General features: G+C 65.8%; 28 protein-coding genes. 20 read left to right on the top strand and 8 right to left on the bottom strand.

Annotated features, from left to right (window positions below):
• The first annotated feature begins 54 nt into the window (after window positions 1–54).
• Genes BMW87_RS20030 through BMW87_RS20005 form a run of 6 tightly spaced genes read left to right on the top strand, consistent with a single transcriptional unit; the run spans window position 55 to window position 5,615 of the window.
• Entirely contained in the window at window positions 55–381 is a 327-nt protein-coding gene (locus tag BMW87_RS20030; RefSeq protein ID WP_093078199.1) for a (2Fe-2S)-binding protein, read from the top strand.
• The gene (locus BMW87_RS20025; RefSeq protein WP_093078198.1) at window positions 374–1,822 is read left to right on the top strand and encodes an FAD/NAD(P)-dependent oxidoreductase; all 1,449 of its coding nucleotides are present in this window, start codon (window positions 374–376) and stop codon (window positions 1,820–1,822) included. The genes BMW87_RS20030 and BMW87_RS20025 overlap by 8 nt, the downstream gene beginning before the upstream one ends.
• The gene (locus BMW87_RS20020; RefSeq protein WP_093078196.1) at window positions 1,819–2,967 is read left to right on the top strand and encodes an NAD(P)/FAD-dependent oxidoreductase; all 1,149 of its coding nucleotides are present in this window, start codon (window positions 1,819–1,821) and stop codon (window positions 2,965–2,967) included. Before BMW87_RS20025 ends, BMW87_RS20020 begins: the two co-directional genes overlap by 4 nt.
• 12 nt (window positions 2,968–2,979) lie before the next feature.
• Window positions 2,980–3,915 carry a dihydrodipicolinate synthase family protein gene (locus tag BMW87_RS20015; RefSeq protein ID WP_093078195.1) on the top strand — a complete coding sequence of 312 codons (936 nt, stop codon included), beginning with the start codon at window positions 2,980–2,982 and terminating at the stop codon, window positions 3,913–3,915.
• Window positions 3,916–3,943: 28 nt separating this feature from the next.
• Complete coding sequence (hydA, locus tag BMW87_RS20010) at window positions 3,944–5,356, top strand: dihydropyrimidinase (protein ID WP_093051948.1); 1,413 nt, start codon at window positions 3,944–3,946, stop codon at window positions 5,354–5,356.
• Window positions 5,325–5,615 (top strand): FmdB family zinc ribbon protein, encoded by a 291-nt coding sequence (locus BMW87_RS20005; RefSeq protein WP_256216838.1) that lies wholly within the window; start codon window positions 5,325–5,327, stop codon window positions 5,613–5,615. The genes hydA and BMW87_RS20005 overlap by 32 nt, the downstream gene beginning before the upstream one ends.
• 61 nt (window positions 5,616–5,676) lie before the next feature.
• On the opposite strand, the gene BMW87_RS20000 is transcribed toward BMW87_RS20005, so the two are convergent.
• From BMW87_RS20000 to BMW87_RS19985, 4 genes are read right to left on the bottom strand one after another with little or no spacing between them, the layout of a single operon-like run.
• Window positions 5,677–6,429 carry a LamB/YcsF family protein gene (locus tag BMW87_RS20000; protein WP_093078193.1) on the bottom strand — a complete coding sequence of 251 codons (753 nt, stop codon included), beginning with the start codon at window positions 6,427–6,429 and terminating at the stop codon, window positions 5,677–5,679.
• Between the two features lie 51 nt (window positions 6,430–6,480).
• A complete protein-coding gene (locus BMW87_RS19995; RefSeq protein WP_256216837.1) occupies window positions 6,481–7,494 on the bottom strand; it encodes a 5-oxoprolinase subunit C family protein in 1,014 nt (337 codons plus the stop codon).
• Window positions 7,491–8,243, bottom strand: a complete 753-nt coding sequence (gene pxpB, locus BMW87_RS19990) for a 5-oxoprolinase subunit PxpB (protein ID WP_093078192.1) — start codon at window positions 8,241–8,243, stop codon at window positions 7,491–7,493. Before pxpB ends, BMW87_RS19995 begins: the two co-directional genes overlap by 4 nt.
• Window positions 8,244–8,290: 47 nt before the next feature.
• Window positions 8,291–9,220: a LysR family transcriptional regulator gene (locus BMW87_RS19985; protein ID WP_093078190.1), complete on the bottom strand. Its 930-nt coding sequence runs from the start codon at window positions 9,218–9,220 to the stop codon at window positions 8,291–8,293.
• Window positions 9,221–9,389: 169 nt separating this feature from the next.
• Here BMW87_RS19985 and BMW87_RS19980 point away from each other — a divergent pair, with 169 nt between their 5' ends.
• From BMW87_RS19980 to BMW87_RS19950, 7 genes are read left to right on the top strand one after another with little or no spacing between them, the layout of a single operon-like run.
• The gene (locus BMW87_RS19980; protein WP_093051961.1) at window positions 9,390–10,178 is read left to right on the top strand and encodes a putative hydro-lyase; all 789 of its coding nucleotides are present in this window, start codon (window positions 9,390–9,392) and stop codon (window positions 10,176–10,178) included.
• 59 nt (window positions 10,179–10,237) lie between these two features.
• Window positions 10,238–11,485 carry an ABC transporter substrate-binding protein gene (locus BMW87_RS19975; RefSeq protein WP_093078188.1) on the top strand — a complete coding sequence of 416 codons (1,248 nt, stop codon included), beginning with the start codon at window positions 10,238–10,240 and terminating at the stop codon, window positions 11,483–11,485.
• The gene (locus BMW87_RS19970; protein WP_093078187.1) at window positions 11,482–12,360 is read left to right on the top strand and encodes a branched-chain amino acid ABC transporter permease; all 879 of its coding nucleotides are present in this window, start codon (window positions 11,482–11,484) and stop codon (window positions 12,358–12,360) included. The genes BMW87_RS19975 and BMW87_RS19970 overlap by 4 nt, the downstream gene beginning before the upstream one ends.
• The gene (locus BMW87_RS19965) at window positions 12,360–13,403 is read left to right on the top strand and encodes a branched-chain amino acid ABC transporter permease (RefSeq protein ID WP_093078185.1); all 1,044 of its coding nucleotides are present in this window, start codon (window positions 12,360–12,362) and stop codon (window positions 13,401–13,403) included. The genes BMW87_RS19970 and BMW87_RS19965 overlap by 1 nt, the downstream gene beginning before the upstream one ends.
• Window positions 13,400–14,131 carry an ABC transporter ATP-binding protein gene (locus tag BMW87_RS19960; protein WP_093078184.1) on the top strand — a complete coding sequence of 244 codons (732 nt, stop codon included), beginning with the start codon at window positions 13,400–13,402 and terminating at the stop codon, window positions 14,129–14,131. The genes BMW87_RS19965 and BMW87_RS19960 overlap by 4 nt, the downstream gene beginning before the upstream one ends.
• A complete protein-coding gene (locus tag BMW87_RS19955; RefSeq protein WP_176928755.1) occupies window positions 14,124–14,828 on the top strand; it encodes an ABC transporter ATP-binding protein in 705 nt (234 codons plus the stop codon). Before BMW87_RS19960 ends, BMW87_RS19955 begins: the two co-directional genes overlap by 8 nt.
• Before the next feature lie 32 nt (window positions 14,829–14,860).
• Window positions 14,861–15,847, top strand: a complete 987-nt coding sequence (locus tag BMW87_RS19950) for a TRAP transporter substrate-binding protein (RefSeq protein WP_093078182.1) — start codon at window positions 14,861–14,863, stop codon at window positions 15,845–15,847.
• Here BMW87_RS19950 and BMW87_RS19945 read toward each other — a convergent pair.
• A complete protein-coding gene (locus tag BMW87_RS19945; RefSeq protein ID WP_093078181.1) occupies window positions 15,829–16,749 on the bottom strand; it encodes a LysR substrate-binding domain-containing protein in 921 nt (306 codons plus the stop codon). The genes BMW87_RS19950 and BMW87_RS19945 overlap by 19 nt on opposite strands.
• A 70-nt stretch (window positions 16,750–16,819) precedes the next feature.
• Here BMW87_RS19945 and BMW87_RS19940 point away from each other — a divergent pair, with 70 nt between their 5' ends.
• The 5 genes from BMW87_RS19940 to BMW87_RS19920 are packed head-to-tail and all read left to right on the top strand — an operon-like array spanning window position 16,820 to window position 20,526.
• Entirely contained in the window at window positions 16,820–17,659 is an 840-nt protein-coding gene (locus tag BMW87_RS19940) for an amidohydrolase family protein (protein WP_093078179.1), read from the top strand.
• On the top strand, window positions 17,656–18,456 hold the full coding sequence (locus tag BMW87_RS19935) for an SDR family NAD(P)-dependent oxidoreductase (RefSeq protein ID WP_093078178.1): 801 nt from the start codon (window positions 17,656–17,658) through the stop codon (window positions 18,454–18,456). Before BMW87_RS19940 ends, BMW87_RS19935 begins: the two co-directional genes overlap by 4 nt.
• Before the next feature lie 35 nt (window positions 18,457–18,491).
• On the top strand, window positions 18,492–19,451 hold the full coding sequence (locus BMW87_RS19930) for a Bug family tripartite tricarboxylate transporter substrate binding protein (protein WP_093051989.1): 960 nt from the start codon (window positions 18,492–18,494) through the stop codon (window positions 19,449–19,451).
• Window positions 19,451–19,978, top strand: coding sequence for a carboxymuconolactone decarboxylase family protein (locus BMW87_RS19925; protein ID WP_093078176.1), 528 nt, complete (start codon window positions 19,451–19,453; stop codon window positions 19,976–19,978). The genes BMW87_RS19930 and BMW87_RS19925 overlap by 1 nt, the downstream gene beginning before the upstream one ends.
• Window positions 19,979–19,992: 14 nt before the next feature.
• Complete coding sequence (locus BMW87_RS19920) at window positions 19,993–20,526, top strand: DUF4286 family protein (protein WP_093078175.1); 534 nt, start codon at window positions 19,993–19,995, stop codon at window positions 20,524–20,526.
• A gap of 22 nt (window positions 20,527–20,548) precedes the next feature.
• On the opposite strand, the gene BMW87_RS19915 is transcribed toward BMW87_RS19920, so the two are convergent.
• Window positions 20,549–21,202: a hypothetical protein gene (locus BMW87_RS19915; protein ID WP_093078173.1), complete on the bottom strand. Its 654-nt coding sequence runs from the start codon at window positions 21,200–21,202 to the stop codon at window positions 20,549–20,551.
• Window positions 21,203–21,712: 510 nt separating this feature from the next.
• Between BMW87_RS19915 and BMW87_RS19910 the strand changes: the two genes are divergently transcribed.
• Both BMW87_RS19910 and BMW87_RS19905 read left to right on the top strand, forming a co-directional pair.
• A complete protein-coding gene (locus BMW87_RS19910) occupies window positions 21,713–22,285 on the top strand; it encodes a tetratricopeptide repeat protein (RefSeq protein ID WP_177192813.1) in 573 nt (190 codons plus the stop codon).
• A 532-nt stretch (window positions 22,286–22,817) separates the two neighbouring features.
• Window positions 22,818–23,159 carry an RcnB family protein gene (locus BMW87_RS19905; RefSeq protein ID WP_093078170.1) on the top strand — a complete coding sequence of 114 codons (342 nt, stop codon included), beginning with the start codon at window positions 22,818–22,820 and terminating at the stop codon, window positions 23,157–23,159.
• A 119-nt stretch (window positions 23,160–23,278) separates the two neighbouring features.
• Here BMW87_RS19905 and BMW87_RS19900 read toward each other — a convergent pair whose 3' ends face one another.
• Together BMW87_RS19900 and BMW87_RS19895 are read right to left on the bottom strand one after the other, a co-directional pair.
• On the bottom strand, window positions 23,279–23,890 hold the full coding sequence (locus BMW87_RS19900) for an alkylhydroperoxidase domain protein (protein ID WP_093078169.1): 612 nt from the start codon (window positions 23,888–23,890) through the stop codon (window positions 23,279–23,281).
• A 13-nt stretch (window positions 23,891–23,903) separates the two neighbouring features.
• Window positions 23,904–24,548: a CMD domain protein gene (locus BMW87_RS19895; protein WP_093078167.1), complete on the bottom strand. Its 645-nt coding sequence runs from the start codon at window positions 24,546–24,548 to the stop codon at window positions 23,904–23,906.
• Window positions 24,549–24,553: the final 5 nt, after the last annotated feature.

The following is a 24,553-nucleotide window of genomic DNA, read 5'->3' as shown; positions in this document are numbered from 1 at the left end:
GTCCAGTCCAAGCTTCCAGTTCGCGTTTACCCGTTCATTCCGTCACTTCCTCTCATGACGAAAAGCTCAACTCCTGCGATGCCATCGCTGCGCGCCGACCAGGCAGTGCAGCGCGGACCTGCGGTGCGTTTCATGGCCGACGGCTGTACGGTCGACGCGTTCGAGGGCGAGAGCGTCGCGGCGGCGCTGTTTGCCGCAGGACAGCGCGAACTCCGGCGCAGTCCGCGCGACAACGCACCGCGCGGAATGTTCTGCCTCATGGGCTCCTGCCAGGAATGCCTCGTATGGGTGGGCGGGCGCAAGCTACCGGCCTGCCAGGTGCCGGCGGCGGCGGGCCTGGAGATCGAATCGCTCGACTACCGGGAGCAGCGTCTTGGCTGAAGCGCCCCCTTCCCCCATCGATCTGCTGGTGATCGGCGCCGGACCGGCCGGCGCACGCGCCGCGCTACGCGCGCAGGCCTGCGGCCTCGACGTCCTGCTGGTCGATGAGAACTCCGACGCGGGAGGACAGGTGTGGCGTCCCCTGCCCCCGGGCTTCACGCGGGCGGCGGGCATTCGGCCCTCGGCCGAAGCCGTACAGGGCGACGCCCTGCGTGCCGAACTGAGCCGATCCGGCATCCGATGCCTGTTCGGCCACAAGGTGTGGAACGTGGGCAGCAGCCTTCGCACCGACCTTATCGGCCCCCAGGGCGTGACGAGCTGGCAGCCGCGTGCATTGCTCGTGGCAACGGGCACGACCGAGCGGGTCGTTCCCTTCGCCGGCTGGACCCTGCCCGGCGTCATCGGCCTGGCCGCCGCCACGATCCTCCTCAAGTCCCAGAACATGCTGCCCGGGCGCCGCACGGTGGTGGCAGGCAGCGGCCCCCTGCTGCTGGCTGTGGCCAGTGGCATCCTCAAGGCCGGCGGCGAGGTCGCTGCCGTGCTGGACCAGGCCAGCCGGGCCGATTGGCTGCAGACCTTGCCTTCGCTGGCAGGCCGGCCCGATCTGCTGTGGCAAGGCGTGCAATGGAAGGCGCTCCTGCGCAAGGCGCGTGTGCCGCTGCTCTATCGCCACGGCATCGCGTCAGTCGAAGCGCTCGGCGACGGATTCCGCGTTCACGCGCGGCAGGTCGACATGACCGGTGCGCCCGTTGCGCATGCCGCGCCTGTGGCTTTCGAGGCGGACGCCGTCGCGGTGGGGCACGGCCTTGTGCCCGGCACCGACGTCACCCGGCTGCTGCGCGCGCGCCACCGCTACGAAGCGGCGCGTGGCGGCTGGATTGCCGAGACCGATGCGCAGGGCCGCACCTCCGTCTCCGGTCTGTACGTCGCGGGCGACGGGGCTGGCATTGCCGGTGCCGCCGCAGCCGGCGCCCACGGCGAGCTTGCTGCCGTGGCCTGCGCCCACGATCTGGGCCGATTGACGGCCGAGGCCCACTCGCGCGAGCGCGATCGACTGCTCGCGCAATGGCACAAGCCCGCCCGCTTCGGGCGCGCGATGGCGGGTCTGATGGCACTGCGCGAAGGCGCCGTCGCGAGCATTGCGCCCGACACGGTGGTCTGCCGCTGCGAAGACGTGACCCGAGCCGAGATCGATGCCGCCGCGCGCGATGGCGCCCGCGACATGAACCAGCTCAAGGCCTGGACACGCTGCGGCATGGGCCCCTGCCAGGGCCGTACCTGCGGGGACATCGCGGGCGCCCTGCTCGCTGCTCACGCGGGCAGCCGCGAAGCCGTGGGCTGCTTCACGGGCCGGGCCCCGCTGCGTCCGGTCTCGCTCGCCGAGGTGGCCGGCAACTACACCTATGCCGACATCCCGATCCCGAAGGCGGCGCCGCTGTGAGCGGCAACGTGCGCTCCTCGGCCGCATACGACGCGGTCGTGATCGGTGGCGGCGTCATGGGCTGCTCGACTGCGCTGCATCTCGCGCAAGGCGGCATGCGAGTCGCACTGGTCGATCGCGGGCCCCTGTGCCGCGAGGCATCCGGCGTCAACGCCGGCACGCTGACGCTGCACATGACACGCGCCGCGCTGGTGCCCTATGCAATGCGCGCCTGGCAAATGTGGATGGACGCCGAGAAATGGCTGGGCATGAGCGTGCTCGCGACCCATGTGCCGGGCCTCACGCTGGCCTTTACCGAGGCCGAGTGCGAACTGGTCGAGCTGCGCGCCAAGGCGCGCCGCGAATACGGTGCGCCGATCGAAGTCATTTCGCCGGCGCGCGCGAGAGAGATCGAGCCCGGCGTGCATCCCGGCCTGCTGAAGGCAGGCTATTGCGACATCGATGGCTTCGCAAGCGCCTATCTCACGGGCCGCGCCTTCCGCCATGCACTCACGGCCGCCGGCGTCGACGTGATCGAGAACACGCCTGTCGAAGGCATCGACTCCGGGGACGCGGGCCACGTAATCCGCTTTGGCGCCGCGGCGAGCCGGCTGCCCTTGCAGGCGACGCGCGTGGTCCTCGCGGGCGGGGTGTGGATCGAGAACATGCTCGCCTGGCTCGGCGTGCAGATCCCGATCAAGGTGCTGATCAACCAGCTCATCATTACCGAGCGCGTGCGACCGGTGATGCGCACCGTGCTCAGCGTCGCCAACGGGTTGTTGTCGCTCAAGCAGTTCGCCAACGGCACCGTGCTGATCGGCGGTGGCTGGCAGGGCGAAGGCGACCGCGAGCGCGGTGGCGTCGAGGCCCGTCCGCAGAATCTCGTGGGCAACATGCGCCTGGCGGCCTATGCCCTCCCCGCTTTGGCCGAGGCCCGCATCGCGCGCATCTGGCTCGGCCTTGAGGCCGAGACGGCCGACGCCATGCCGATCATCGGCGACGTGCCCGGCGTGCCGCGGGCCTACGTGGTCGGCAGCGCCCACTCGGGCTACACCAGCGGTCCGTTCATGGGCCGGATCATGGCCCAGCACATCCTCGGGCAGCAGCCCGAACTGCCTCTTTTCGATCCCGCCCGCCTGTTGGGCATGCCGATGCCCAGCACTTGATAACCCGTTCCCATGATTCCCCAACAATCCGACGCTTTCCACGGCATCTATGCCGCCACCCTGTGCCCGCTGCTCGACGACGGCCGCATCGACGAAGCGACGCTGGCGCGTCATCTCGAGGCCAACGCCTTTGTGCCGGGCATGAAGGGCCTGCTGATCAACGGCCATGCCGGCGAGAACTTCTCGCTCTCGCGCGAGGAGAAGCGCCGGGTGACCGAGATCGCATTCGAGGTTTGCGGCGAACGATCGCTGCTGGTGTGCGGCATCAATGCCGAAGACAGCTTCGAGGCCCAGCGCCATGTCGACGACGCCAAGGCGGCCCGGGCCGATGCCGCGCTGGTCTTCCCGCCGTTCTCGTGGGCACTCTCGCAGGACTCGCGCATGGCGGTAACGCACCACCGGATTGCCAATGCCAACGCGCAGATGCCCCTGATGCTCTACCAGGCCGGCGTCAATGCAGGCACCCTCGCCTATCGTCCCGAGGTGCTGGCAGAGCTCGCCCAGATGCCGCATGTGGTCGGCGTGAAAGAAGGAAGCTGGGAGGCGGCAGCCTACGAGGCCAACCGCCGCCTGGTGAAGCGGGTGGCGCCGCACGTCGCCATGATGGCCTCGGGCGACGAGCATCTGCTGACCTGCTTCGCGATCGGCAGCGAAGGCAGCCTGGTGAGCCTGGCCGCGGTCGTTCCCGAACTGGTGATCGACCTCGACCTTGCGATCAAGCGTGGCGACCTCGCGCAGGCACGCAACTTCAACGACCGCATCTACCCGCTCGCCAAGGCGATCTACGGCACCGCGCCCGGCGGATATGCCACGGCGCGCCTGAAGACCTGCCTCAAGCTGCTGGGCCGCTTTCCGAGCGACGCCATGCGCCCCCCGATAGGACCGCTGCCGCGCGATGAAGTCGCGGCACTGGAACGTGCGCTGGCCGAGGCCGGCGTGCACGCCTGAACCGAGCCGACCAAGGAGAGCCCCGCCCATGACCCGCAAGATCATCCGCAACGGCCGCATCGTCACGGCCGTGGACGACTACACCGCCGACCTGCTGATCGACGATGGCTGCATCGTCGCCATTGGCCGCGCACTCGATGTCGGAGCCGACGTCGAGGTCATCGACGCCGCCGGCATGCTGGTGCTGCCCGGCGGGGTGGATTGCCACACCCACATGGACAACACCTTCGGCGACTCGACCACCTGCGACAGCTTCGAGTCGGGCACGCGTTCGGCCGCTTTCGGGGGCACCACGACGATCGTGGACTTCGCCTTCCAGCGCAAGGGCGTGAGCGTGCTCGAGGCCATCGAGCGGGCCCGCGCGAAGGGCGCCGACGGGGCCTGCATCGACTACGGCTTCCATGTCATCGTGACCGGCGTGGACGACCAGGTGCTGGCCGACATGCAGCACGCGATCCGGCATGAGGGGGTTTCGAGCTTCAAGATGTTCATGGCCTACCCGGGTTCGGTGATGGTCGACGACGCGGCCATCTTCCAGGCCATGCGCATGGTCGGGCAGCACGGCGGCATGATCGCCCTGCACGCCGAGAACGGGACCATCATCGAACTCCTCATCAAGGAGGCGCTCGCGCAGGGGCACACCGCACCCAAGTACCACGCGCTCACACGGCCGGCGATCATGGAGGGCGAAGCCACGCATCGCGGCATCAAGCTCGCCGAGCTCGCCGACGCGCCCGTGTACTTCGTCCATCTCTCGGCCAGGGAAGCGCTCAAGCATGTGGTCGAGGCCCGGGACATGGGGGTGCCGGTGTTTGCCGAAACCTGTCCGCACTACCTGTTCTTCGACGACAGCGCCTACGACAGCGAAGACTTCGACCTGGCGCGCTACGTGATGAGTCCGCCGCTTCGCTCCAAGGAGTCGCAGCAGGCCTTGTGGACCGCACTGCGCACCGACGACCTGCAGCTGGTCTCGACCGACCATTGCCCCTTCTGCATGAAGGAAGGGCACCTGGGGCGCGTGAACCAGAAGCCGTACGGCCGCAATGATTTCTCGAAGATCCCCAACGGCGTACCCGGCGTGGAAACACGCATGGCGACGCTCTACGACGGCGGCGTGCGCGCCGGCCGCATCTCGCTCAACCGCTTCGTCGAGCTGGTGTCCACGGCGCCCTCGAAGCTGTTCGGACTGTTTCCGCAAAAGGGCACGATCGCCGTCGGCAGCGATGCCGACCTGGTGATCTTCGACCCCGATGCGCCGCACGTCATCTCGGCGAAGACGCAGCACGGCAACTGCGATTTCACGCTGTTCGAAGGCCGGGGCGTGACGGGGCAGGTGAAGAAGGTGCTGTTGCGCGGCGAACTCATCGTCGACGGCGACCGATGGCTCGGCAAGACCGGCAGCGGCCGCTATGTGGCGCGTGGTGAATCGGGCGGCTGGTAGCTCCGTGCCCACCTACGACTACGCCTGCCCGCGCTGCGGACCATTCGTCGAACGGCGGCCGATGGCCCTGTTCGATCGGCCAGCGCCCTGCCCTGCATGCGGGTCGGAGTCCGGCCGCGTGCTGAGCGTGCCCGCTTCACTGGGTGGGCAGCGAAGCGGCGAAAAGTTGAGGCATGCTGCGGCGCAGAGCGACGGTTCGAGCTATCGGCGACTCCGGCAGAGTGGCGTTTGCGCCTGCTGTCCGCGAGCCGGTGCCTGAACCTCCAGGCGGGACCAGGCAGGCCGCGCCGACCACAGCAAGGGCGTGCAGTGGAAAACGCTCAGGTCCGCGCGATGGCAATGCCGTCGGCCAGCAACGCCTCGCGGATTCGCAGGGCAAACACGACGGCGCCGGGCTGGTCGCCGTGAAGGCAAAGGGTGTCGGCGGTCACCGGCACGTCCACGCCGTTCACGGAGCGAACGACACCCTCGAGCACCATGCGCCGCACCTGTGCGATGGCCTGCTCGACGTCTTCGATCATGGCGCCCGGCTGCGAGCGCGGCGTCAATGTGCCGTCGTCCTGGTAGCTACGGTCTGCGAAGACCTCGGAGCACACCGCCAGGCCCTTGTCGCGCGCGGCCTGGGCCATGTTCCTGTTCGCCACGAAGAGCTGCAGCGTCGGATCGAAATCGAACACCGCCTGCGCCACCGCTTCGGCGAGCGCCGGCTGCCGCACGGTCATGTTGTAGAGAGCGCCGTGGGTCTTCACGTGGTGCAGCGATGCGCCCTGGGACCGTGCAAAGCCCTGCAGCGCGCCGACCTGGTAGATCACCAGCGCGTAGACCTCGGCCGGCGACATGTCCATCGCGCGTCGTCCGAAGCCCTGGCGGTCCGGCAGACCGGGATGGGCGCCCAGCGCCACGCCGCTGGCAATGGCCGCACGCACGGTCTTCAGCATGGTGTCGGGGTCGCTCGCATGAAAGCCGCAGGCGATGTTCGCGGAGGTCACGTGCGGGAGGATCTCGAGGTCCTGCCCCATGACCCAGGGGCCGAAGCTCTCGCCCATGTCGCAGTTGATGTCGATCGATGGCATGGCAGTGTTTCCTTGTACCTTGTGAGTGGGCGCGTGCGGCTCGATGCGGGCTCAGGCGAGCGCGTGCGCGGCCATTTCCCGCACCAGCGCCAGCCGGTCTTCGAGATCGAGCCATGCCTGCTCGGCCGCATGCTGGGCCACCGGAGTGAAGCGGATGGACGCGCCCGGAAGCGCCTGGGCCAGGCGCGGGAGGTCGGCGCTCGCGACATAGGCGATCTTGGGATAGCCGCCCGCGCTTTGGCGGTCGGCCATCAGCACGATCGGCTGGCCGTCGGGCGGCACTTGCACCGTGCCGAAACTCGTGGCCTCCGAAATCATCTCCAGCGGCTGCGTGAGTTGAAGGCCGGGGCCTTCGAGTCGGTAGCCCATGCGGTTGGAGCGCGACGAGATCGCGAAGGGCTGGCTGACAAAACGCTCTCTCGCCTCGGCAGAGAAGGCGTTCCACTGCGGCCCCGGTATGAAGCGAACGCCTTCGGACGATCCGTCCGGCAGTTCGGTGCCGACGCGCGCTGCCGCCACGAACGGCAGACCGCTCTGCACCAGGATGCGCTCGAGCGCCAGCGTGGGCGCATCCGGGTCCGACGCAGCGAGCGGCACCCGGTCGTTCTTGCGTAGCGCCCGCCCCTCGTGACCGCCGAAGTTTCCGGGCAGATACGTGCTGCGACTGCCGAGCACGGGCGTCGTCGCGAAGCCGCCGCGCACCGCCAGGTACATCCGGGCGCCGCTGCTGCGCTCGCCGAAAGCCAGCGTCACGCCGCGGCGCAACAGCACGGCACAACCCATGGGAACGGGCCGGTCCCCAGCGGTGATGCGGACCTGCGCACCGCAGACGGCCAGCAGCGTGTCCCGGGTGAATTGAACGGCGGGGCCGGTCAGCGTGCATTCGAGCACGGCCGCATCGTCGGCATTGCCGACCAGCATGTTGGCAGCCCGGTGCGACCACTCGTCCATGGCACCGGTCACCGGAACGCCATGGTGCTGATGGCCCAGGCGCCCCAGGTCCTGCACCACCGAGAACATGCCCGGCTGCAGAACCTGCATGTGCGCGAACGAGCTCCTGGTCATGACCTGGGCTCCTGCATCTGCGCGAATTGCGAAGGCGAGATCGGATGGAAGCGCACCCGGGCGCCGGGCTGCATCCGCGTTGGCGGGGTCTTCGTCACATCGAACATGCTCCACGGGGTACGGGCGATCACGTTCCAGCCGCCGGGCAGCGCCGTCTGGTAGATGGACGTGATGCCGTTGGCGATGGCAACCGACCCTGCCTCCACCAGCAGGCGCGGCGTCGCGCGGCGCGGGACCTTCAGCCGGGGATCGACCGGACCGAAGAACGGGTTGCCCGGAGAGAAGAAATAGACGTAGAGCGACATCGGCGTCGCGGAATGCAGACTGACGACTTCGTCGGCCGTCAGGCCGCAGCGCCGGGCCACATCCTCCAGGTCGGGGCCGTATTCGCCGCCATAGCAGGCGGGGATGTCGATCACCTGGTCGTTCACTGGCAGCGTGGGAATATCACCGCCCAGCAGCCGCTCGATGCGCCGTGCCAACTGAAGGGACGCCGCCCCCTGGCGTCGCGCGAATGCGAGCGGCTGATAGTGCAAGGCCACGGTCGTGAATGCGGGCACCACATCGAACACGCCAGGCAGGTTTGCCGATGACAGGTATGCAGCGACGTTCTGCACGGTGCGACTGGTCTCTGCACCGACCTGATCGCCCAGACGCACCAGGAGGCATCGATCGCCCACCGGTTCGATTTGCCAGCCCGTGAGACGGTGCGCTGAGCCGCTGGCCCGACCGGGAGGAATCGTCGGCATCGCATCTTGCATGTTGGTTGAAGGTATTTTCAGGTTTGGTATGCCAGTCAGCCGAGGTGCTGCACCCACTGGGAGCCGCAACGCCTGCAATACGCCTTGCACGCCTGTCGCGCGATGTCGGCGGTGCGCAGCACGATGGGCGTCGCATTGGACTGGTGCGAGAGCGCCACGCCGAGTGAGGGTGGCGCGGGCAACGGCAGCACCACGAGCTCGCCGCGTTCGATGTGTTCCCTGACCAGCAAGCCGGGGATGATGCCGACACCGACGCCTTCCCGCACCAGCGACACCAATGCCGCCAGCGACGGTGAACCGGAGATGCGCAGATCGCCCTGCGCCATGCCCTGGCGCGCCGCGAGCTGCTGCGCGAGATTGACCGCGGCGATGTGCGGTGTCGTACCGCGCACCTGCGTCAGCAACTGGTGCGAGAGTGTCTTGCGCAGTGCGTCGCGCTTGGGGATGAGCCCGCGCCTGGCGACCCAGTGGATCGGCAACGACATCAGGTCTTCCATGACCGAATAACTGCTGCCGACCTCGTTGCTCACCCGCAGGATGAAGTCCAGGGTGCCCCGCATCAACTGGTCGGCCAGATCCACGGTGAGGTCGACCGTGAGATCGACTTCGACCTGCGGCAGTTGGGTCCGCATCGCTTTCATGAAGTCGGGCAACCAGGTATGCACGGCCGTCTCGAGCACGCCGACGCGGATGCGGCCGCCGATCGCGCTGCCGCTGGCCGCAGCAGCCTGGATGGCGCGCGTTGCCTCCAGCACACCTTCGGCATGGCGCAGCAGGCGCGCGCCATCCGGCGTGATGCGCATGGTCTTGTGGTCGTAGTCGAACAGCGTGACGCCCAGTTCCTCCTCGAGACTGCGCACACGCATCGAGATGGTCCCGGGCGTGGCATTGAGGTGCTCCGCCACGCGGCGCACGCTGCAGATGCGGGCCAGCATCACGAAGGTCTCGATGAATTTGGTGTTCACTTGCTCCTGATCCAGTGCGCGAGCGCACTACGTTGCAGCCTCATTCCCCGGTGTGGGGCGTGCGCTGTTCAATTTCTCTGAACAGTGCCCGCGCAAATTCCTCGATGGACGCGGTTCACTGCGATTTCTACAGTAAGCAAATTCCTTGCTCACTTCCCTCGAGAACCCGATGAACTCCACGATCTGGATGAATCCTGACGATCTGCGCCGCGAGATTCGGGAAGGCCGCTTCAGGGGCCCGACCGCAGGCCACAGCCCCGGCTATACACAGGGCAACCTGGCGATCCTGCCGCGCGAATTCTCCGAAGAGTTCCTGCGCTTTTGCCGCCTCAATCCGAAGGCCTGCCCGGTGATCGGCGTCAGCGAGCCCGGCGACTGGCGCGTGCCCGAACTCGGCGAGGTAGACCTGCGCACCGATGCACCGGCCTACTGCGTCTTCCGCGACGGCGAGCCGGCCGGCGAAGTGCTCGACCTGCGCGAACTGTGGACCGACGACATGGTCGGCTTCGTCATCGGATGCTCGATGTCCTTCGAAGAAGCCTTGCTGGAGGCCGGACTGCCGATACGCCACATCGAGCAGGCCACCACGGTGCCGATGTACGACACCAGCATCGCCAACGTCCCGAGCGGCCGCTTCGGCGGCACGATGGTCGTGAGCATGCGGCCGATGACGCCGCAGCAGGCCATCCGGGCGATCCAGATCACATCGCGCTTTCCTGGCGTGCACGGCGCGCCGGTGCATTTCGGCGACCCGGCGGCCATCGGCATCCGGAACATCGAGCAGCCCGACTACGGCGAGCGCTCCGAGATCCGGCCCGGCGAAGTGCCGGTGTTCTGGGCTTGCGGCGTGACACCGCAACGCGCAATTCGCACAGCGCGCCCGAAACTTGCAATCACCCACAAGCCTGGGCAGATGCTGGTCTCGGACGTCCGCAACAGCCACCTCGCGGTGTTCTGACTTTTCATCGCCTTCACGCTTCCTCCCCGATTCACCCCTGCAGTACCGGAGATTCATTCATGAAACGCAGACAAGCCCTCATTGGCATTGCCGGCACCGTGGCATTGAACGGCGCCTTCACCCAGGCCCTGGCCCAGAAAGGCGAGGTCGTCATCGGTGTGATCTACCCGTTGACGGGGTCCAGCGCGCAGGTCGGCGTGGACAGCAAGCACGCGATCGACACCGCACTTGAAATCATCAACACCGCCAGCACGCTCGACCTGCCGGGTGCCCGGAATGCCGGCCTTGCAGGCCTGGGGAACGCAAAGGTGCGGGTGGTCTACGCCGACCACCAGGGCGACCCGCAAAAGGGTCGCTCCGAGGCAGAACGCCTGATCACGCAGGAAAACGTCTGCACCATCGTGGGTGCATTCCACTCGGCCGTCTCCGCCACGGTGAGCGCCACTTGCGAGCGCTACGAGGTGCCCTATCTCTGCGCCGACTCGTCTTCCCCGAGCCTGAGCCGGCGCGGCCTGAAGTACTTCTTTCGCACCTCGGCGCATGACGAGATGTTCAGCGAGGCCATGTTCGACTTCATGGACGCGATGAAGAGCAAGGGCAAGCCGATCGGCAGCGTCGGCATCTTCTACGAAGACACCATCTTCGGCACGGACTCGTCCGCCGTGCAGCGCAAGCTGGCCAACGAGCGGGGCTACAAGATCGCCTGCGACATCAAGTACCGCGCCAACTCGCCCTCGCTGAGCGCCGAGGCACAGCAGATCAAGACGGCCAATCCTGACGTCCTGCTGCCCTCCAGCTACACCAGCGATGCGATCCTGCTGACCAATGCGATGGCGTCGATCGGCTACAAGCCGAAGAACCTCGTGACGCAAGCGGCCGGCTATATCGAGAAGCCCACGCTCGAATCGGTGGGCGACAAGCTCCAGGGCATGATCTCGCGCGCCAGCTTCTCCGCCGACATGGGCGACAAGCGGCCGTCGGCGAAGGCCGTGAACGACATGTTCAAGGCGCGCGCCGGACGCGACCTCAACGACCAGACCTCGCGGGTGTTCACCGCGATGATGGTGCTGGCGGAGGCCATAGACCGCGCCAGATCGGTCGAGCCGAAGAAGATCCGCGAAGCGTTGGTTGCCACCGACATTCCCGGCGAGAAAACCATCATGCCGTGGAAGCGCGTGAAGTTCGACGCCACGGGCCAGAACACATTTGCCAGCCCCGTGCTGATCCAGTTCAAGGCAGGCAAGTTCTCGACGGTGTTTCCGTTCGAAGTCGCAACCGCGACGCCGGTCTGGCCGATGAACCCATGACCGCCTCCACCCTGCCGCAGATCCTGGCCACCGGCTTGCTGATGGGGCTGATCTATGCCCTCATCGCCGCCGGGCTCTCGCTCATCTTCGGGCTGATGGACGTGGTGAACTTCGCCCACGGCGAGTTCCTCATGCTCGCCATGTACGCGACCTTCGGCTTCGCGGTGTTCGCGCACCTCGATCCGGTGCTCTCGCTGCCGCTGGTGGCGGCCGTCATGTTCATCGTCGGCGCGAGCGTCTATGCAGGCGTGGTGCGGCATGCGATGCGCTCCAAGGTCAACACGGGCATGGTCCAGATCTTCTCCACCTTCGGCCTGGCGACGCTGATCCAGGGCGGTGCGCAGTTCTTCTTCACGCCGGACTTCCGCAATGTCGACCACACCTGGCTCAGCGCGAAGACGCTCGATCTCGGCGGCATCTTCCTGCCCTGGTCGCAGATCTTCGGTGGCCTCATCTCGCTGGTCGCCTTCGGCGGCCTGTACCTGATGATGACGCGCACCGACTTCGGCCGGGCGCTGGAGGCCACGCGCGAGGACAAGGGCGCGGTCGCGCTGGTCGGCATCGACAGCAACCGCGTGTTCGCGCTCGGCTGGGGCCTGGGTGCGGCGCTGGTCGGCGTGGCAGGCGCTGTGCTCGCGACCTCGTACGCCATTCATCCCCAGGTGGGCGCAGGCTTTGCGACCATCGCCTACATCACTGTCGCGCTCGGCGGCTTCGGCAGCGTGTTCGGCGCGCTCGTCGCGGGCATCGTCGTCGGGCTGGTCGAAGCCCTCACTGCCAACATCCTGCCGCCGGCCATGAAATCGATGGGCATCTACGCGCTCTATCTGGTCGTCATCTTTCTTCGCCCGCAGGGGCTGTTCGGGAAGCTTTGATGTCCATCCCATCTTCCCCTGCGGCCGTGCCGTCTTCTTCGTCTTCTTCGTCTTCTTTGCTGGCCGGCGTCACCCGGCATCGGCGCCGCCAGCTCATCGAGGCGGTGGTGGTGTTCGCACTCATCGCCCTGCTGCCCCTGCTGGTGAAGAACGCCTACCTGCGCAACGTGATCGTGCTGACGCTGATGTACGCCGCCCTTGCGCAGAGCTGGAACATCCTCGGCGGCTACTGCGGCCAGATCTCGCTCGGCCACGCGCTGTACTTCGGCGTTGGTGCGTATGCGGTCAGCAAGCTCTATGTGAGCTACGGCGTGCTGCCCTGGTTCGGCATGCTCGCCGGTGGCGGGCTGGCGGTGTTGCTGGCCCTGGCGCTCGGCTACGGCACCTTCCGGCTGAAGGGCCACTACTTCTCGATCGCGACCCTGGTGATTGCCGAGATGGGGCTGCTGATCGTCCACAACTGGGACTGGCTCGGCGGCGCCACGGGCATCCAATGGCCCTTCGGCCCTGACAGCTGGGCCACGCTGCAGTTTGCGCGAGACAAGACGCCCTACATCTTCTTCGCGCTCGGGCTGCTCGTCGTGACCTGGCTGCTGACCTTCTTCATCGAAGGCTCGAAATGGGGCTACTGGTGGCGCGCCGTGAAGGACCACCCCGAAGCTGCCGAAAGCCTCGGCGTGACCGTGTTCCGGTCCAAGATGGCGGCCGCCGCGCTGTCGGCCTTCTTCACCGCGATTGGCGGCGGTTTCTATGCGGCCTTCGTGTCCTACGTCGATCCCGACAGCGTGATGCACTTCCGGTTCTCGCTGCTGATGGTGTTGCCCGTGGTGCTCGGCGGCATCGGCACGCTGTGGGGGCCGATCCTCGGCGCTGCGATCCTCGTGCCGCTGTCGGAGTTCACACGCAGCTACGTCGGCGGCTCCGGCGGCGGCCTCGACCTGATGCTGTACGGCGGCCTCGTCATGGCTGTGGCGCTGCTCAAGCCCGAAGGGCTGATCAAGCTGTTCGCCAGGAAGACCCGGATCCGGGAGGCTGCACGATGAGCATCGACATTCTTCTGGAGACCATCGACGTCACGCGCCGCTTCGGCGGCCTCGTCGCGAACCGTGACGTGAGCATCCGCGTGCACCGGGGCGAGATCCTCGGGCTGATCGGGCCCAATGGCGCGGGCAAGTCGACCCTGTTCAACCTGATCGCCGGCGCCTATCTGCCGACCTCGGGCAGCATCCGCTTCGACGGCCGCGACATCACCGAACTGCCGGCCACGCGCCGCTGCGCGCTCGGCATTGCGCGCACCTACCAGGTCCCGCGCTCCTTCGATTCCATGACGGTGCTGGAGAACGTGATGGTCGGCGGCTTCGTGCGCCACGCCTCGTCGAAGGCGGCTCGCCTGGCCGCACTGCAGGTGCTCGACTTCACCGGCCTCTCGCGCACGGCCGGCACCCTCACCGGCGAACTCACGCCACCCGAGAAGCGCCGCCTGGAGGTTGCACGGGCGCTGGCCACCGAACCCAAGCTGCTGCTGCTCGACGAAGTGCTCACGGGCCTCACGCCGAGCGAGGCGCAAATGGGCGTCGAGCTGATCCGGCGCGTGCGCGACGCGGGCATCACCGTCGTCATGGTCGAGCACGTGATGCAGATCGTGATGCCGCTGGTCGACCGCGCCATCGTCCTCAACCTGGGCACCGTCCTTGCCAGCGGCAGCCCCGCCGACGTCGTGCGCGACCCGGCGGTGATCTCCGCCTACCTTGGAACACGCCATGCTGCTTGAAGTCAATGGCCTGACAACGGCCTACGCCGGCATGGTCGCCATCGCCGATATTTCGGTGTCCGTGAACGAAGGCGAGATCGTCGTCGTCGCCGGTGCCAACGGTGCCGGCAAGTCGACCCTGCTCCAGTCGATTGCCGGGCTGGTCAAGACGCAGTCGGGCCAGGTCCGCTTCGCCGGCGAGGCCATCGATGCCCTGCCCGGCCACCAGATCGCCGCGCGCGGGCTGGCGTTCGTTCCCGAGAGCCGGCGGCTGTTTCCGCGCCTGTCGGTGGAAGACAACCTGCGCCTGGGCAGCTACCTGCATCGCAAGAAGGCAGACCGCGACGCACCGCTGGCCCAGGTGTTCACGCTGTTTCCGCGCTTGAAGGAGCGCCTGAAGCAACGGGCGGAGACGCTGTCGGGTGGCGAGCAGCAGATGCTGGCCATCGGCCGCGCCTTGATGACGCGGCCGCGTCTTCTGATGCTTGATGAACCCTCGCAAGGAATCATGCCCAAGCTGGTCGACGAAATCTTCGAGGCGGTCCTGACGATTCGCAAGGCTGGCGTGACTGTGCTTCTGGTCGAGCAGCGCCTGGCTGAAAGCCTGGAGATCGCGGAGCGTGCCTACGTGCTGCAGACAGGCCGGCTGATGCTGTCAGGCAAGGCAGCCGAGGTGCGCGACAACCCCGAAGTACGTCGCGTGTATCTGGGCATGTGACCCCCCCTTCGCAGCATCAACCGAGGCCATTCATGAACCATCGAGTCACTCGTCGTACCTTTACCCTGCTGGCGTGCGGCGCGGGGGCTCTTTCCTCCGTACGCGGTGCAACTGTTTGGCGGATTGCAACGGGATACCCGCTGGAGAACTTTCACACGGCCAATCTCATCGCAATGGCCAAGGATGTTGAGCTCGCGACGCAGGGGCAGCTTCATATCGACGTCTATCCCAAGAACTCCCTGTATGCGCTGAATGCCATCCAATCCGCCGTGCAGGATGGAAAAGTCGAAGCTGGCGAAGTCATCATGAGCAGTCTTGTCGCCGACCTTCCGATCGCGGGCGCAGATTCGGTTCCATTCATCACCGACAGCTATGCCGATGCACTTCGGCTCTGGCGAATTCAGCGCCCCCTGATCGAGAAAGCCTTCGCAAGCCGGGGACTGGAGGTTCTGTATGCCGTGCCGTGGCCACCGCAAGGCTTGTACTCGACCCGACCGCTTGGCGGATTGGGGGACATGCGTGGCATGCGAATGCGCACGTTCAACGCAAACACTGCAAAGATCGCAACGCTCATGGGCACCGAAGCCGTCGATGTTCCAGCTACAGAACTCAACAAGGCACTCGCTGATGGACGCATCGACTGCATGATGACGTCCGCCGTAACTGGAGTGGAAAGCCGTGCATGGCAGTCCATGCACTACTTCTACGAAATCAATGCGTTCTTTCCCAAGAACATTGTGTTTGCCAACAAGAAGGCATGGGACGCCATTGGCGCCCCATTGCGCGAGGCATTGAAGAACGCGAGCGCAGCGGCAGAACTTCGCGGATGGTCCAACAGCGCATCGGTTGCCGCTCAGTCCCTGGAAGAGTTGAAGCGAAGCGGCATGAAGATCGAATCACCTTCCTATTTGTTCGGCCGAGACGTCAAGCGTCTCGGGGAACGTTTTTCGCTGGATTGGGTGAAGCAAGTAGGCGTATCCGCCAACGATGTCTTCATTCCCTATTTCGACAAGCGATAGATATCTCCCGGATCCGTCTCGCGACGCCGGAAATCCAGCTCCTGAAGAACTTCTGCCGTGCCGCGGACAAGACGGGTGGCCGGACGCGCGGTCGGTGTCGCAAGCACCAATGCATTCCAGATGCTGGGCGGCCCGATCGGCGCCCGCGGCAATGCCTCGCCGCCGGGTGCGCCGAGGGCACTCTCCGGAAGAATCGTGCACCCGACCCCGGTTGCAACGAGCGCAAGCACGGTGTGGACAGCTCCCACCTCCGCAAGCACCTGGAGCTCGATGCGACGCGGGCCAAGGACGGAGTCGAGCAGGTGCCGGATTGCGTTTGGCGCGCTGGGCAACACCATCGGGTAGTTCGCGAGTGCCGCCAGTCCGACGCGAGCCGGCAGCTTGCTCTTGGGCGGCGCGACCAGCAATAGCTTTTCGCGCATCAAGGGCTGAAAGCTCAGCTGGGGCGAAGCGGCGGGATCGAACAGCAACGCCAGATCCAGCCGCCCCGCGATCAGGGATTCGCGCAGCGAGACGCTCAGGCCTTCGAGGATGGTGATGACTGCGCGCGGAAACCTCTCCCGGAACTGCTGGATCAGGGGCGTGCTCAAGCCCAGGGCCACCCGCGGCGGCATGCCGACCACGATACGGCCGCCGGGACTCTCATCCAGTTCCTGCAATTCGTCGCGGGCACGGCGGGAGATGTCCAGCATCGCGCGTGCGTGAACGAGCAGCGCAGCGCCTGCATCCGTCGTGGTCACGCCGCGTCCGGTTCTCACCAGCAAGCGTTGCCCGAGATCTGCCTCCAGCAAGGCGATCTGCCTGCTCAAGCTGGGCTGCGCGAGGTTGAGCGCTACCGCGCCGCGGCTGAAGCTCCCCGCATCGACCACGGTGACGAAATACAGAAGCTGGCGCAATTCCATAGGAATTCAGCATAGCTGATATAGGCATGTTGTCCTTACGCCGGTGGCTATCGATGGGGAAACTGCCTGCATGACCTTCCCCCTTCCCCCAGGCGCCTGCAACGCCCACTGTCATGTGTTCGGGCCCGGCGCGCGCTTTCCTTACGCCCCGGACGCCGCCTCCATTCCCGAAACAGATGCGCCCAAGGAAGCCCTGTATGCGCTGAACGACCGCCTCGGCCTGCAACGCTGCGTGGTCGTGCAGTCGACCTGCCACGGCTTCGACAACCGCGCCGCCGAGGACGCCGTTGCGTCGCGGCCCTCGAGCTACCGCGCGATCTCCCTGCTGCCGACCGACGTCGACGACTCAGAACTCGAGCGGCTCCACGCCGCAGGCTTTCGTGGCGTCCGCTTCAACTTCATGGGCCACCTCGGCCGGCACGCGGACATGGAGGGGATCCTGTCGTTGGCGGGCCGCTTCGCGCCGCTTGGCTGGCATCTGCAGATTCACGGCGATCCCGCGCTGCTCACGGACCTGGCGCCCGCACTGCGTCGCTCGCCCACGCCGGTGGTCATCGACCACATCGGGCGCATCGATGCGGCGTTGGGTCTTGACCAGCCGGACTTCCAGGCGCTGCTGCGGCTGATGGCGGACGAGCGCTTCTGGGTCAAGGTGAGCGGCATGGACCGCATCACGCGGCTGGGCCCACCCTACGCCGACGCCCAGCCCTTTGCCCGAACGCTGGTCGCCGAGTTCGGCGACCGGGTCGTATGGGGCAACGATTGGCCGCACCCGAACCACGCCGGCCCCATTCCCGACGAGCAGCAACTTGTCGACCTCATTGCCGAGATCGCCCCCACGGAATCTGCGCGCCATGCGCTGCTGGTCGGCAATCCGGAACGCCTCTATCAGTTTGGAGACAGGCCATGAGCCTCCGATTCGAGAACAAGATCGCCATCGTGACCGGCGCCGGTTGCGTCGGCGCCGGCTGGGGCAATGGCCGCGCCATCGCCGTGCGCCTCGCCCAGGAGGGCGCCAGGGTCCTGGCGGTCGATCGCGATCGCGCCCGGCTCGACGAGACGCTCGAGCTGGCCGGTGACGTCCGCGCGTCGATCACGCCATGGGTCTGCGACGTCACGAACAGCGAGAGCGTGGCGGCCATGGCGGCCGCGTGCCTGGACGCGTACGGGACCATCGACGTCCTCGTCAACAACGTGGGAGGGTCCGCGGCGGGCGGGCCGGTGGAGTTGGCCGAAGAAGCATGGGATCTGCAGGTCGACACCAACCTCAAGAGCGTGTTCCTGACCTGCAAGCATGTACTTCCCACGATGCTGGCGAAGGGCGCGGGTTCGATCGTCAACATCTCTTCGACTTCCGGCCTGCGCTGGACCGGCAGTGCACAGGTGGCGTACGCCGCGACCAAGGCCGGCGTCATCCAGATGTCGCGCGTGATCGCGGTCCAGCACGCGGCCAAGGGTGTCCGGGTCAACAGCGTCGTGCCGGGACAGCTGCACACGCCAATGGTCGAAACACGCCTGGCGAAGCAGCGCGCAGGCGGCGACGTCGACGCACTGCTGGCCCAGCGCCAGAAACGCATTCCACTCGGCTTCATGGGCGACGGCCGGGACACCGCGAGCGCGGTACTGTTCCTGGCCAGCGACGAGGCACGATTCATCACCGGCACCGAACTGATCGTCGACGGTGGCATGACCGCGCGCTGCGACTGAGATTCGAGTTACCCAAAAAAAAGACGGAGACATTCATGACCATCCAACGCATCCTGCTCGCGGCAGCATTTGCCATGGCGCTGGCGCCCGCTGTCCATGCACAGCCGAAGACGACGCGGATCGTCGTTTCCTTCACCTCCGGGGGACCTGTCGACTCGGTCGCCCGCATCCTCTCCGAACAGCTCGGCAAGGAGCTGGGCCGCACGGTCATCGTCGACAACAAACCTGGCGCCAACGGCGCGATCGGCGCCGTCGATGTCATGAAGTCGGCCCCGGACGGCGGCACGCTGTGGTTCACCAGCGTCGGCGCGGCTGCGATCAATTCTTCGCTGTACGAGAAGCTCCCCTACGACATGCAGCGCGACTTCGCGCCGGTCTCGCTGGTCGTCAACAACGTCGAACTGCTGGTGACCCAGCAGAGCAACCCGGCCAAGGACGCGGCCGATTTCGTGGCAGCAACGAAGAAGCGCGCCGAAGCGACACCGATGGGCTCCTCCGGCACGGGCAGCATTCCGCATCTGGCAATCGAGCAGCTGGCCGATTCGAGCGGCGCCAGGCTGCTTCATGTCCCCTACAAGGGTGCAGCGCCGGCCATCACGGACCTGATGGGAGGCCAGATCGGCGGATTCTTCGGCGACGTGCCCGGGCTGCTTGGACATCTGCAAGGCGGACGGCTCAAGGCGCTGGGTGTGGCTTCGAACAAGCGGCACCCTTCTTTGCCGGACGTGAAGACACTGGAGGAGCAAGGCATCCGGGGCGTCGACACCAACAACTGGTATGCGCTGTTTGCGCCCGCGAAGACGCCGCCCGAGATCGTCGAGGCGCTCAGCAAGGCGGTGCGTAACACGCTGGCCAACCCGGGCGTGCGCGAGAAGTTGCTGAAGACGGGCACGGAGCCTGCCGGGTCCACGCCCCAGGAACTGGCGACCATCCAGAAGCGGGACACCGAGAAGTGGGCGAAGCTGATCCACACCAAGAACATCAAGGCCGAGTGATGACGACCACCCCTGTCCGCGTACCCCTCGTACAGCCCGGCACACGCCCCGAGCTGGCCGAGATCGAGTCCCGCATCATGGCGCAGCGCGGTCGCGTGTCGCTGCTCTATCAGGTGCTCCTCAACAGCGAACCGATCGCCTCGGGCTGGGAGCGCATGCTCACGGCGGTTCGCAACCAGACTGGCGTACCCGCCGATCTTCGCGAACTGATGATCCTTCGGGTCGCCGTGCTCAACGGCGCCAGCTTCGAGTACGACGCGCACGTGCCGCATGCACAGAAGGCAGGCGTCAGCGCGGAGAAGATCGACGCCGTCCGGCAAGAGGTGCTGCCCGGCGTGTTCGCGCCGCTGGAGCGCCTGGTGCTCGAACTCACGGATGCCATGACCCGCCAGGTCGTGGTTCCGGAAGAGCTCATGGGCCGGATCCAGCAGCACTTCGACCCCAAGGGCGTGGTGGAAGTCGTGGCGACAGTGGCGGCCTACAACATGGTGTCGCGCCTGCTCGTTGCCCTGAACGTCGCGCATTGAACGAGGAGCCCGGAATGCAGGATCTATGGCTTCTCAAGTCCGACACATCCATGGCCGAACAGCCGCTCGCGCCGGTCCGCACGCTGCTGCCTGGAGTTCAGCCATGGCAGGCAATGAATGGCACTTGGGTCTATTTCTACGCGGCAGGGAGCACGCCGCCGGTGCTCACGCCCCAGGGGGTTGCCGGCGAGTGGAAACGGCTCGCCTGCTTGCAGGAGGTACAGGGCGCGTCGGCCGGCCAGGTTGCTTCGCACCACTATGTTGTGGAAACGGACGTGCTTCCCGAGTTCGAGGACGACCTCAACGCCTGGTACGCGCAGGAACACCTGCCCGGACTGGCCGCCGTGCCGGGGACCATCCGGGCGGCCCGGTACATCGACACCGCAGGCTCGCCGCGCTACTACGCCTGCTACGACCTCGCGGGCGCCGAGACCCTGGGCAGCCCCGAGTGGCTGGCCGTGCGTGCAACGCCTTGGAGCTCGCGGATTCGCCCCGCTTTCCGGAACACGGGGCGAACCATGTTTCGTCGGCTGTCGGCCGCACGCTGAGCACGGCTCGCATCGCCGAAGCCTATCGCGCGGATGGTCTGGCCAGCGTAGCGAGCTTCTTCCTGGCCGCCTGCAAAAGACTGCCCCGTTCGACAGGCAGTGCCGCCTTGGTATCTCCGAGCGCGACGACCTCATGCACGGTGGTCGCGGAGAGCTTCGAAGACAACGGGTCGCGCGGCGACATGCCATTGAGCCTGTTGATCGGGATGACGTGCACCTTGAGGTGGCGGCCCATGGTCTTCGACAACTTCTGACAAGCTGTCGTCATGGTGGCTTCGTCAGGGACCAGCCGACCATGCACGACCAGCAGTTCCACAGTGCCTTGCGCGTCCTCTCCCAGAACGAACGCGCGCACGACCGAGTCCTTGAACTTGGAACGCAGCATGGCGCGGATCGGCTCTGCCGCGGCGAACGATTTCAATGCGATGTTCCGCAGTTCGTTGTGAAAGACGAACGAGCGATCGACCTGAACGGTATCGCCCTGGTCTGCCTTCGCCGCCAGCCGCTTCACGATGCCGCTGCGGACGAGATGCTCCACGGTGAGGGCGGTCTCGGCCTCCTCCAGCTTCGCCCGCCGCGCAAGCTCACTCGTCGAGAACTGTTGATCGGGCGCCGCGTACAGGACCGTGAGGAGCTTCTGTACTTCGGGAGAGAAAAGGAAATCCGCGGCACTCATTCTTGCTTTGCTGCTGACACAAAGACCGCATTATCCAAGCGGCATGGAAGAGGTCGGCACCGACGCATCATCTATCGCAGGGGCAGCGCCTGAGTATGAGAGGAAAAGTGACAGCGGTCGGCATCGAGGCGGTTTCCCTGAGCGGCTTTTTTCTCCCTGGCCTCTACCAGCGCCGAACCACTGTCGAGAGGCAGTGTGCGCGCCCCCATCGAAACCAACGTGGAGTCTGTGCGGGAGTTCTGTAAAACGATACCTGCCGTCCTGTGAGGCGCGACCTCGAGGCCTTCGACAAGGTCTCAAGGAGGCCAAAGTAATCCTTTCGAGGAGCAATCACAGAAACCAGAAAAGGACTTTTGATTGCCTCATTGAGCATGTCGTTACGCTTGTTCCGGTCATTGCGGCACGATCTGTGTGCCCGACAAAGTCGGCCAATGCATCTGCAGATGCCGGCCGTAGAACTGTTTGCGGACCGGTTGCCGAAGCGACTCGATGAGACAAGGCCCTGAACGCATGCATGCAGACCGCGAAGAAAAACTGGTCGCCGCCCGCAAGGCATACACGGACGGCCTGCTTTATCTGGCCTTTGATCTCTATCAAGTGCAGGCAGACGAAGGGCATGTCGAAAGCCAGGTTTTTGTCGCCTGGATGTTGTCTCAAGGGGTTGGCTGCGAGAAAGACGAGAGCCAAGCTGCTGCCTACTACGAGCGAGCAGCAGTTCACGGGCATCCGCTGGGCTGCTTCTACTTCGCCCGTTGGTTGACGCGAGCTGGCGAACATGCGAAGGCCCATCGCTTCTATGCGATGGGCGCAGAAAAGCGACATCTGCCCTCGATGTTTCGTGTCGGCTATTCGTTGGCTCATGGCAAAGGCGTTTCACGCGATCTTCAGCGGTCCTATGAAGTCCTGAAAGAAGCTGCGATGCATGGTCATGCCTTCGCGCTGCGAGAACTGGGTCTTCAAGATCTGCGCGGCAGACGAGGTATTGTTTGGCAGCCTATCGGGCTCGTGGAGATTCTTGCCGCAGTGTGCTGGGGCTTCATGGTCTCCATGGTCAATGACGATTCGGATCTTTTGATCTCCTAGACCTTGCTCTGCCGCACAACAATGCTCACGCGGCCGTGATTCGCGTCGAAGAAGTAGATTAAGGCCCTCTTCCTCCAACCTCGTCGTGAGTCCCGTCGCTACAGTCCTAGCAAGTCATCCATGAGAGATTTTTTTGTGAAGTGGCGAAGACTCGTTGTGTTCAGCAGCGTGGCGGTAGTTTGGGTCGGAGTTCTTCTCTATTTCGGAGTCTCCCCGGATCGAGCTGGTGAAAAGCGCCGCAACGCTTGCACTGCTCAGTGCAAGCCACTTGTCGGAGTTCTGGAGGGAGAGAAGTACGTCGGACCGAGCTGGAAAACCAACGAAATCAATTCAACGTGCGTTTGTAGATAGTGACTGTGAGGTTCGCCGCGTTGGGGCTGGGAACAGACATCGGGGCTTTGTCGCGGCCTGCAACTCGACCTTCAATCCCCTCCGGGAGACCGGTCAACCGGCACCTCTCATCCCATCTCCAAATTTCGGCCCAAGTGGTGGCATAGGCTGAGCCTCCGTTGTTCAAAGGAGCTCAACCAACATGCGATACATCACCCAGAAACTTACCGCGGTCTCCATGGCCGCCATCGTTGCGGCATCCACTCTCGGCGGCTGCGTGGTCGCGCCAACTCCCGTTTCCACCAATGTGGTCCTGGCACCTGGCTCGCCCCTGCCGCCCGGGTATCAAGGCGAGGTGTATGTCGTGAGCGACTGGCAGTCCAGAGGTCTCTATGCGCCTCCACAGGGCTACGCCTGGCGCTATGTCGACGGTCAATATGTGCTCGTGGCCGTAGCCACCGGCATCATCGCTGCGACTTTCCTGGCTGCATTTTTTGGACATGGCGGCCATGGCGGGTCGGGGCCAGGTTTTGGTCCTCGCTGAAACAGCGCATCTGTTGCATTGCAGGGCGGTGAACTTGCTGGACGCACTCCGGGCTTTATGGGCGGCAATGGTCGCCATTGGTCAATTCTTCAACTGGCTCCTGAGCTTGTTGGCGTGACTCAATCTCCTCCACGCTCCTGCGGCTCGCCCAGCGACAGCATCAGCCGGTTGGCCCAGTTGAAGAACGCCGCGCCGTGGATGACGTCGGCAATCGCGAGGTCGTCCAGGCCTTGCGCACGCAGCTGCTCGATGTGCTCCGCGCCAAACGCAGATGGCGTAGCCGACAACGCGACCGAGGCCGCCACGATCGCATTCCAGCGCTCGCCCAGGTCGGCCTTCACGCCTTCGTCCAGCAGGCGCTGCACATCGTCCGTGCGCTGCGAGAAATGCGAGGCGAAGCGCGCATGCACCGAGGCGCAGTAGATGCAGCCGTTGTAGCGCGAGGCCGCAGCGGCCGAGAGTTCGCGCTCGGCGCGCGGCAGGCCGGCTTCGGGGTTGTAGAAGATGTCCTTGTCGGTGCGGGTGCGCGCGCCCAATATGTCCGGGTCGCGCGCCAGCAGGCGGAAGTACGGCGACTTGGCGCGCGATGCGTCCACCAGCCCTGCGAAATGCCGCTCGGTCAGTTCAGTCTCGGGCAGCGGTTCGAGCCAGGGCAGCCATTCGAGCTGCGCCTGCGTGAAGGCATTCGGATGCGTGTTGTGGGGATGGCTCAGGACCGATTCGGCAGTCATGGTGTTCCTCGGGTCAATCGACAAGGGTGACGGGGCGTTGCGCCAGCGCCCTGAGGCCGGTGACGACACGGATCTGGAATGCCAGGAAGGCCACGAGCTGCGACAGGGTCACGATCTCGGTGCTCGACCACCCCGCATCGAGCAGCGACTGCAGCGCGGCCGGGCTCGCGTCGCGTGGATGAAAGACCAGCAGGTGCGCATGCACGAGGCCGGCCGAAAGCCGCTCGCCAAGCACCGGACGCTGCGCGGCGCCCACCGCATACGAAGGGCCAGGGGCATCTTCGGCGCTGAGCGGGCCTGCGGGATAGCGCCCGTACGGCCCTTGCGTGGAACCCCGCTTCGTTTCGATGGCGATGGCCTCCGCCACCCCGGCGCGAGCGCCCTGCCCCGCCAGCGCATCGGCATAGAAGCGCGCCACATCGGCCCGCCCGTGCAGTCCGGCGACGAAGGCCGCAACGGCGAACCGGTCTGCGATTTCGAAATGCCCGAACACGGGCGGCGTCGGCGCGAACAGCGAGAGATAACTCTGCTGCGCATGGGTACGCGCCTGCTCGCGCTGCACGCGGATCTGGTCGAGGTGGCTGCCCGGCTCGATGCCGACGAGCCGGTCGATGACATCAGGCACAGCAGACGCAGAAGAAGAAGCGGTGGCGTTCATGAAAT

The sequence above is a fragment of the Variovorax sp. OV084 genome, from assembly GCF_900111625.1.
Taxonomy (GTDB): domain Bacteria; phylum Pseudomonadota; class Gammaproteobacteria; order Burkholderiales; family Burkholderiaceae_C; genus Variovorax.
The sequence above is the reverse complement of the archived record's forward strand: the minus strand, read 5'-3'. Positions and strand labels throughout refer to the sequence as shown.

Excerpts from the sequence above, each read along its gene's own strand:
- BMW87_RS20030 (WP_093078199.1), top strand. The coding sequence starts at position 55 with ATGACGAAAAGCTCAACTCCTGCGATGCCATCGCTGCGCGCCGACCAG.
- BMW87_RS20015 (WP_093078195.1), top strand. The coding sequence starts at position 2,980 with ATGATTCCCCAACAATCCGACGCTTTCCACGGCATCTATGCCGCCACC.
- hydA (WP_093051948.1), top strand. The coding sequence starts at position 3,944 with ATGACCCGCAAGATCATCCGCAACGGCCGCATCGTCACGGCCGTGGAC.
- BMW87_RS20005 (WP_256216838.1), top strand. The coding sequence starts at position 5,325 with ATGTGGCGCGTGGTGAATCGGGCGGCTGGTAGCTCCGTGCCCACCTAC.
- BMW87_RS20000 (WP_093078193.1), bottom strand. The coding sequence starts at position 6,429 with ATGCCATCGATCGACATCAACTGCGACATGGGCGAGAGCTTCGGCCCC.
- BMW87_RS19995 (WP_256216837.1), bottom strand. The coding sequence starts at position 7,494 with ATGACCAGGAGCTCGTTCGCGCACATGCAGGTTCTGCAGCCGGGCATG.
- pxpB (WP_093078192.1), bottom strand. The coding sequence starts at position 8,243 with ATGCCGACGATTCCTCCCGGTCGGGCCAGCGGCTCAGCGCACCGTCTC.
- BMW87_RS19980 (WP_093051961.1), top strand. The coding sequence starts at position 9,390 with ATGAACTCCACGATCTGGATGAATCCTGACGATCTGCGCCGCGAGATT.
- BMW87_RS19975 (WP_093078188.1), top strand. The coding sequence starts at position 10,238 with ATGAAACGCAGACAAGCCCTCATTGGCATTGCCGGCACCGTGGCATTG.
- BMW87_RS19970 (WP_093078187.1), top strand. The coding sequence starts at position 11,482 with ATGACCGCCTCCACCCTGCCGCAGATCCTGGCCACCGGCTTGCTGATG.
- BMW87_RS19965 (WP_093078185.1), top strand. The coding sequence starts at position 12,360 with ATGTCCATCCCATCTTCCCCTGCGGCCGTGCCGTCTTCTTCGTCTTCT.
- BMW87_RS19960 (WP_093078184.1), top strand. The coding sequence starts at position 13,400 with ATGAGCATCGACATTCTTCTGGAGACCATCGACGTCACGCGCCGCTTC.
- BMW87_RS19950 (WP_093078182.1), top strand. The coding sequence starts at position 14,861 with ATGAACCATCGAGTCACTCGTCGTACCTTTACCCTGCTGGCGTGCGGC.
- BMW87_RS19945 (WP_093078181.1), bottom strand. The coding sequence starts at position 16,749 with ATGGAATTGCGCCAGCTTCTGTATTTCGTCACCGTGGTCGATGCGGGG.
- BMW87_RS19940 (WP_093078179.1), top strand. The coding sequence starts at position 16,820 with ATGACCTTCCCCCTTCCCCCAGGCGCCTGCAACGCCCACTGTCATGTG.
- BMW87_RS19935 (WP_093078178.1), top strand. The coding sequence starts at position 17,656 with ATGAGCCTCCGATTCGAGAACAAGATCGCCATCGTGACCGGCGCCGGT.
- BMW87_RS19930 (WP_093051989.1), top strand. The coding sequence starts at position 18,492 with ATGACCATCCAACGCATCCTGCTCGCGGCAGCATTTGCCATGGCGCTG.
- BMW87_RS19925 (WP_093078176.1), top strand. The coding sequence starts at position 19,451 with ATGACGACCACCCCTGTCCGCGTACCCCTCGTACAGCCCGGCACACGC.
- BMW87_RS19920 (WP_093078175.1), top strand. The coding sequence starts at position 19,993 with ATGCAGGATCTATGGCTTCTCAAGTCCGACACATCCATGGCCGAACAG.
- BMW87_RS19915 (WP_093078173.1), bottom strand. The coding sequence starts at position 21,202 with ATGAGTGCCGCGGATTTCCTTTTCTCTCCCGAAGTACAGAAGCTCCTC.
- BMW87_RS19910 (WP_177192813.1), top strand. The coding sequence starts at position 21,713 with ATGCATGCAGACCGCGAAGAAAAACTGGTCGCCGCCCGCAAGGCATAC.
- BMW87_RS19905 (WP_093078170.1), top strand. The coding sequence starts at position 22,818 with ATGCGATACATCACCCAGAAACTTACCGCGGTCTCCATGGCCGCCATC.
- BMW87_RS19900 (WP_093078169.1), bottom strand. The coding sequence starts at position 23,890 with ATGACTGCCGAATCGGTCCTGAGCCATCCCCACAACACGCATCCGAAT.
- BMW87_RS19895 (WP_093078167.1), bottom strand. The coding sequence starts at position 24,548 with ATGAACGCCACCGCTTCTTCTTCTGCGTCTGCTGTGCCTGATGTCATC.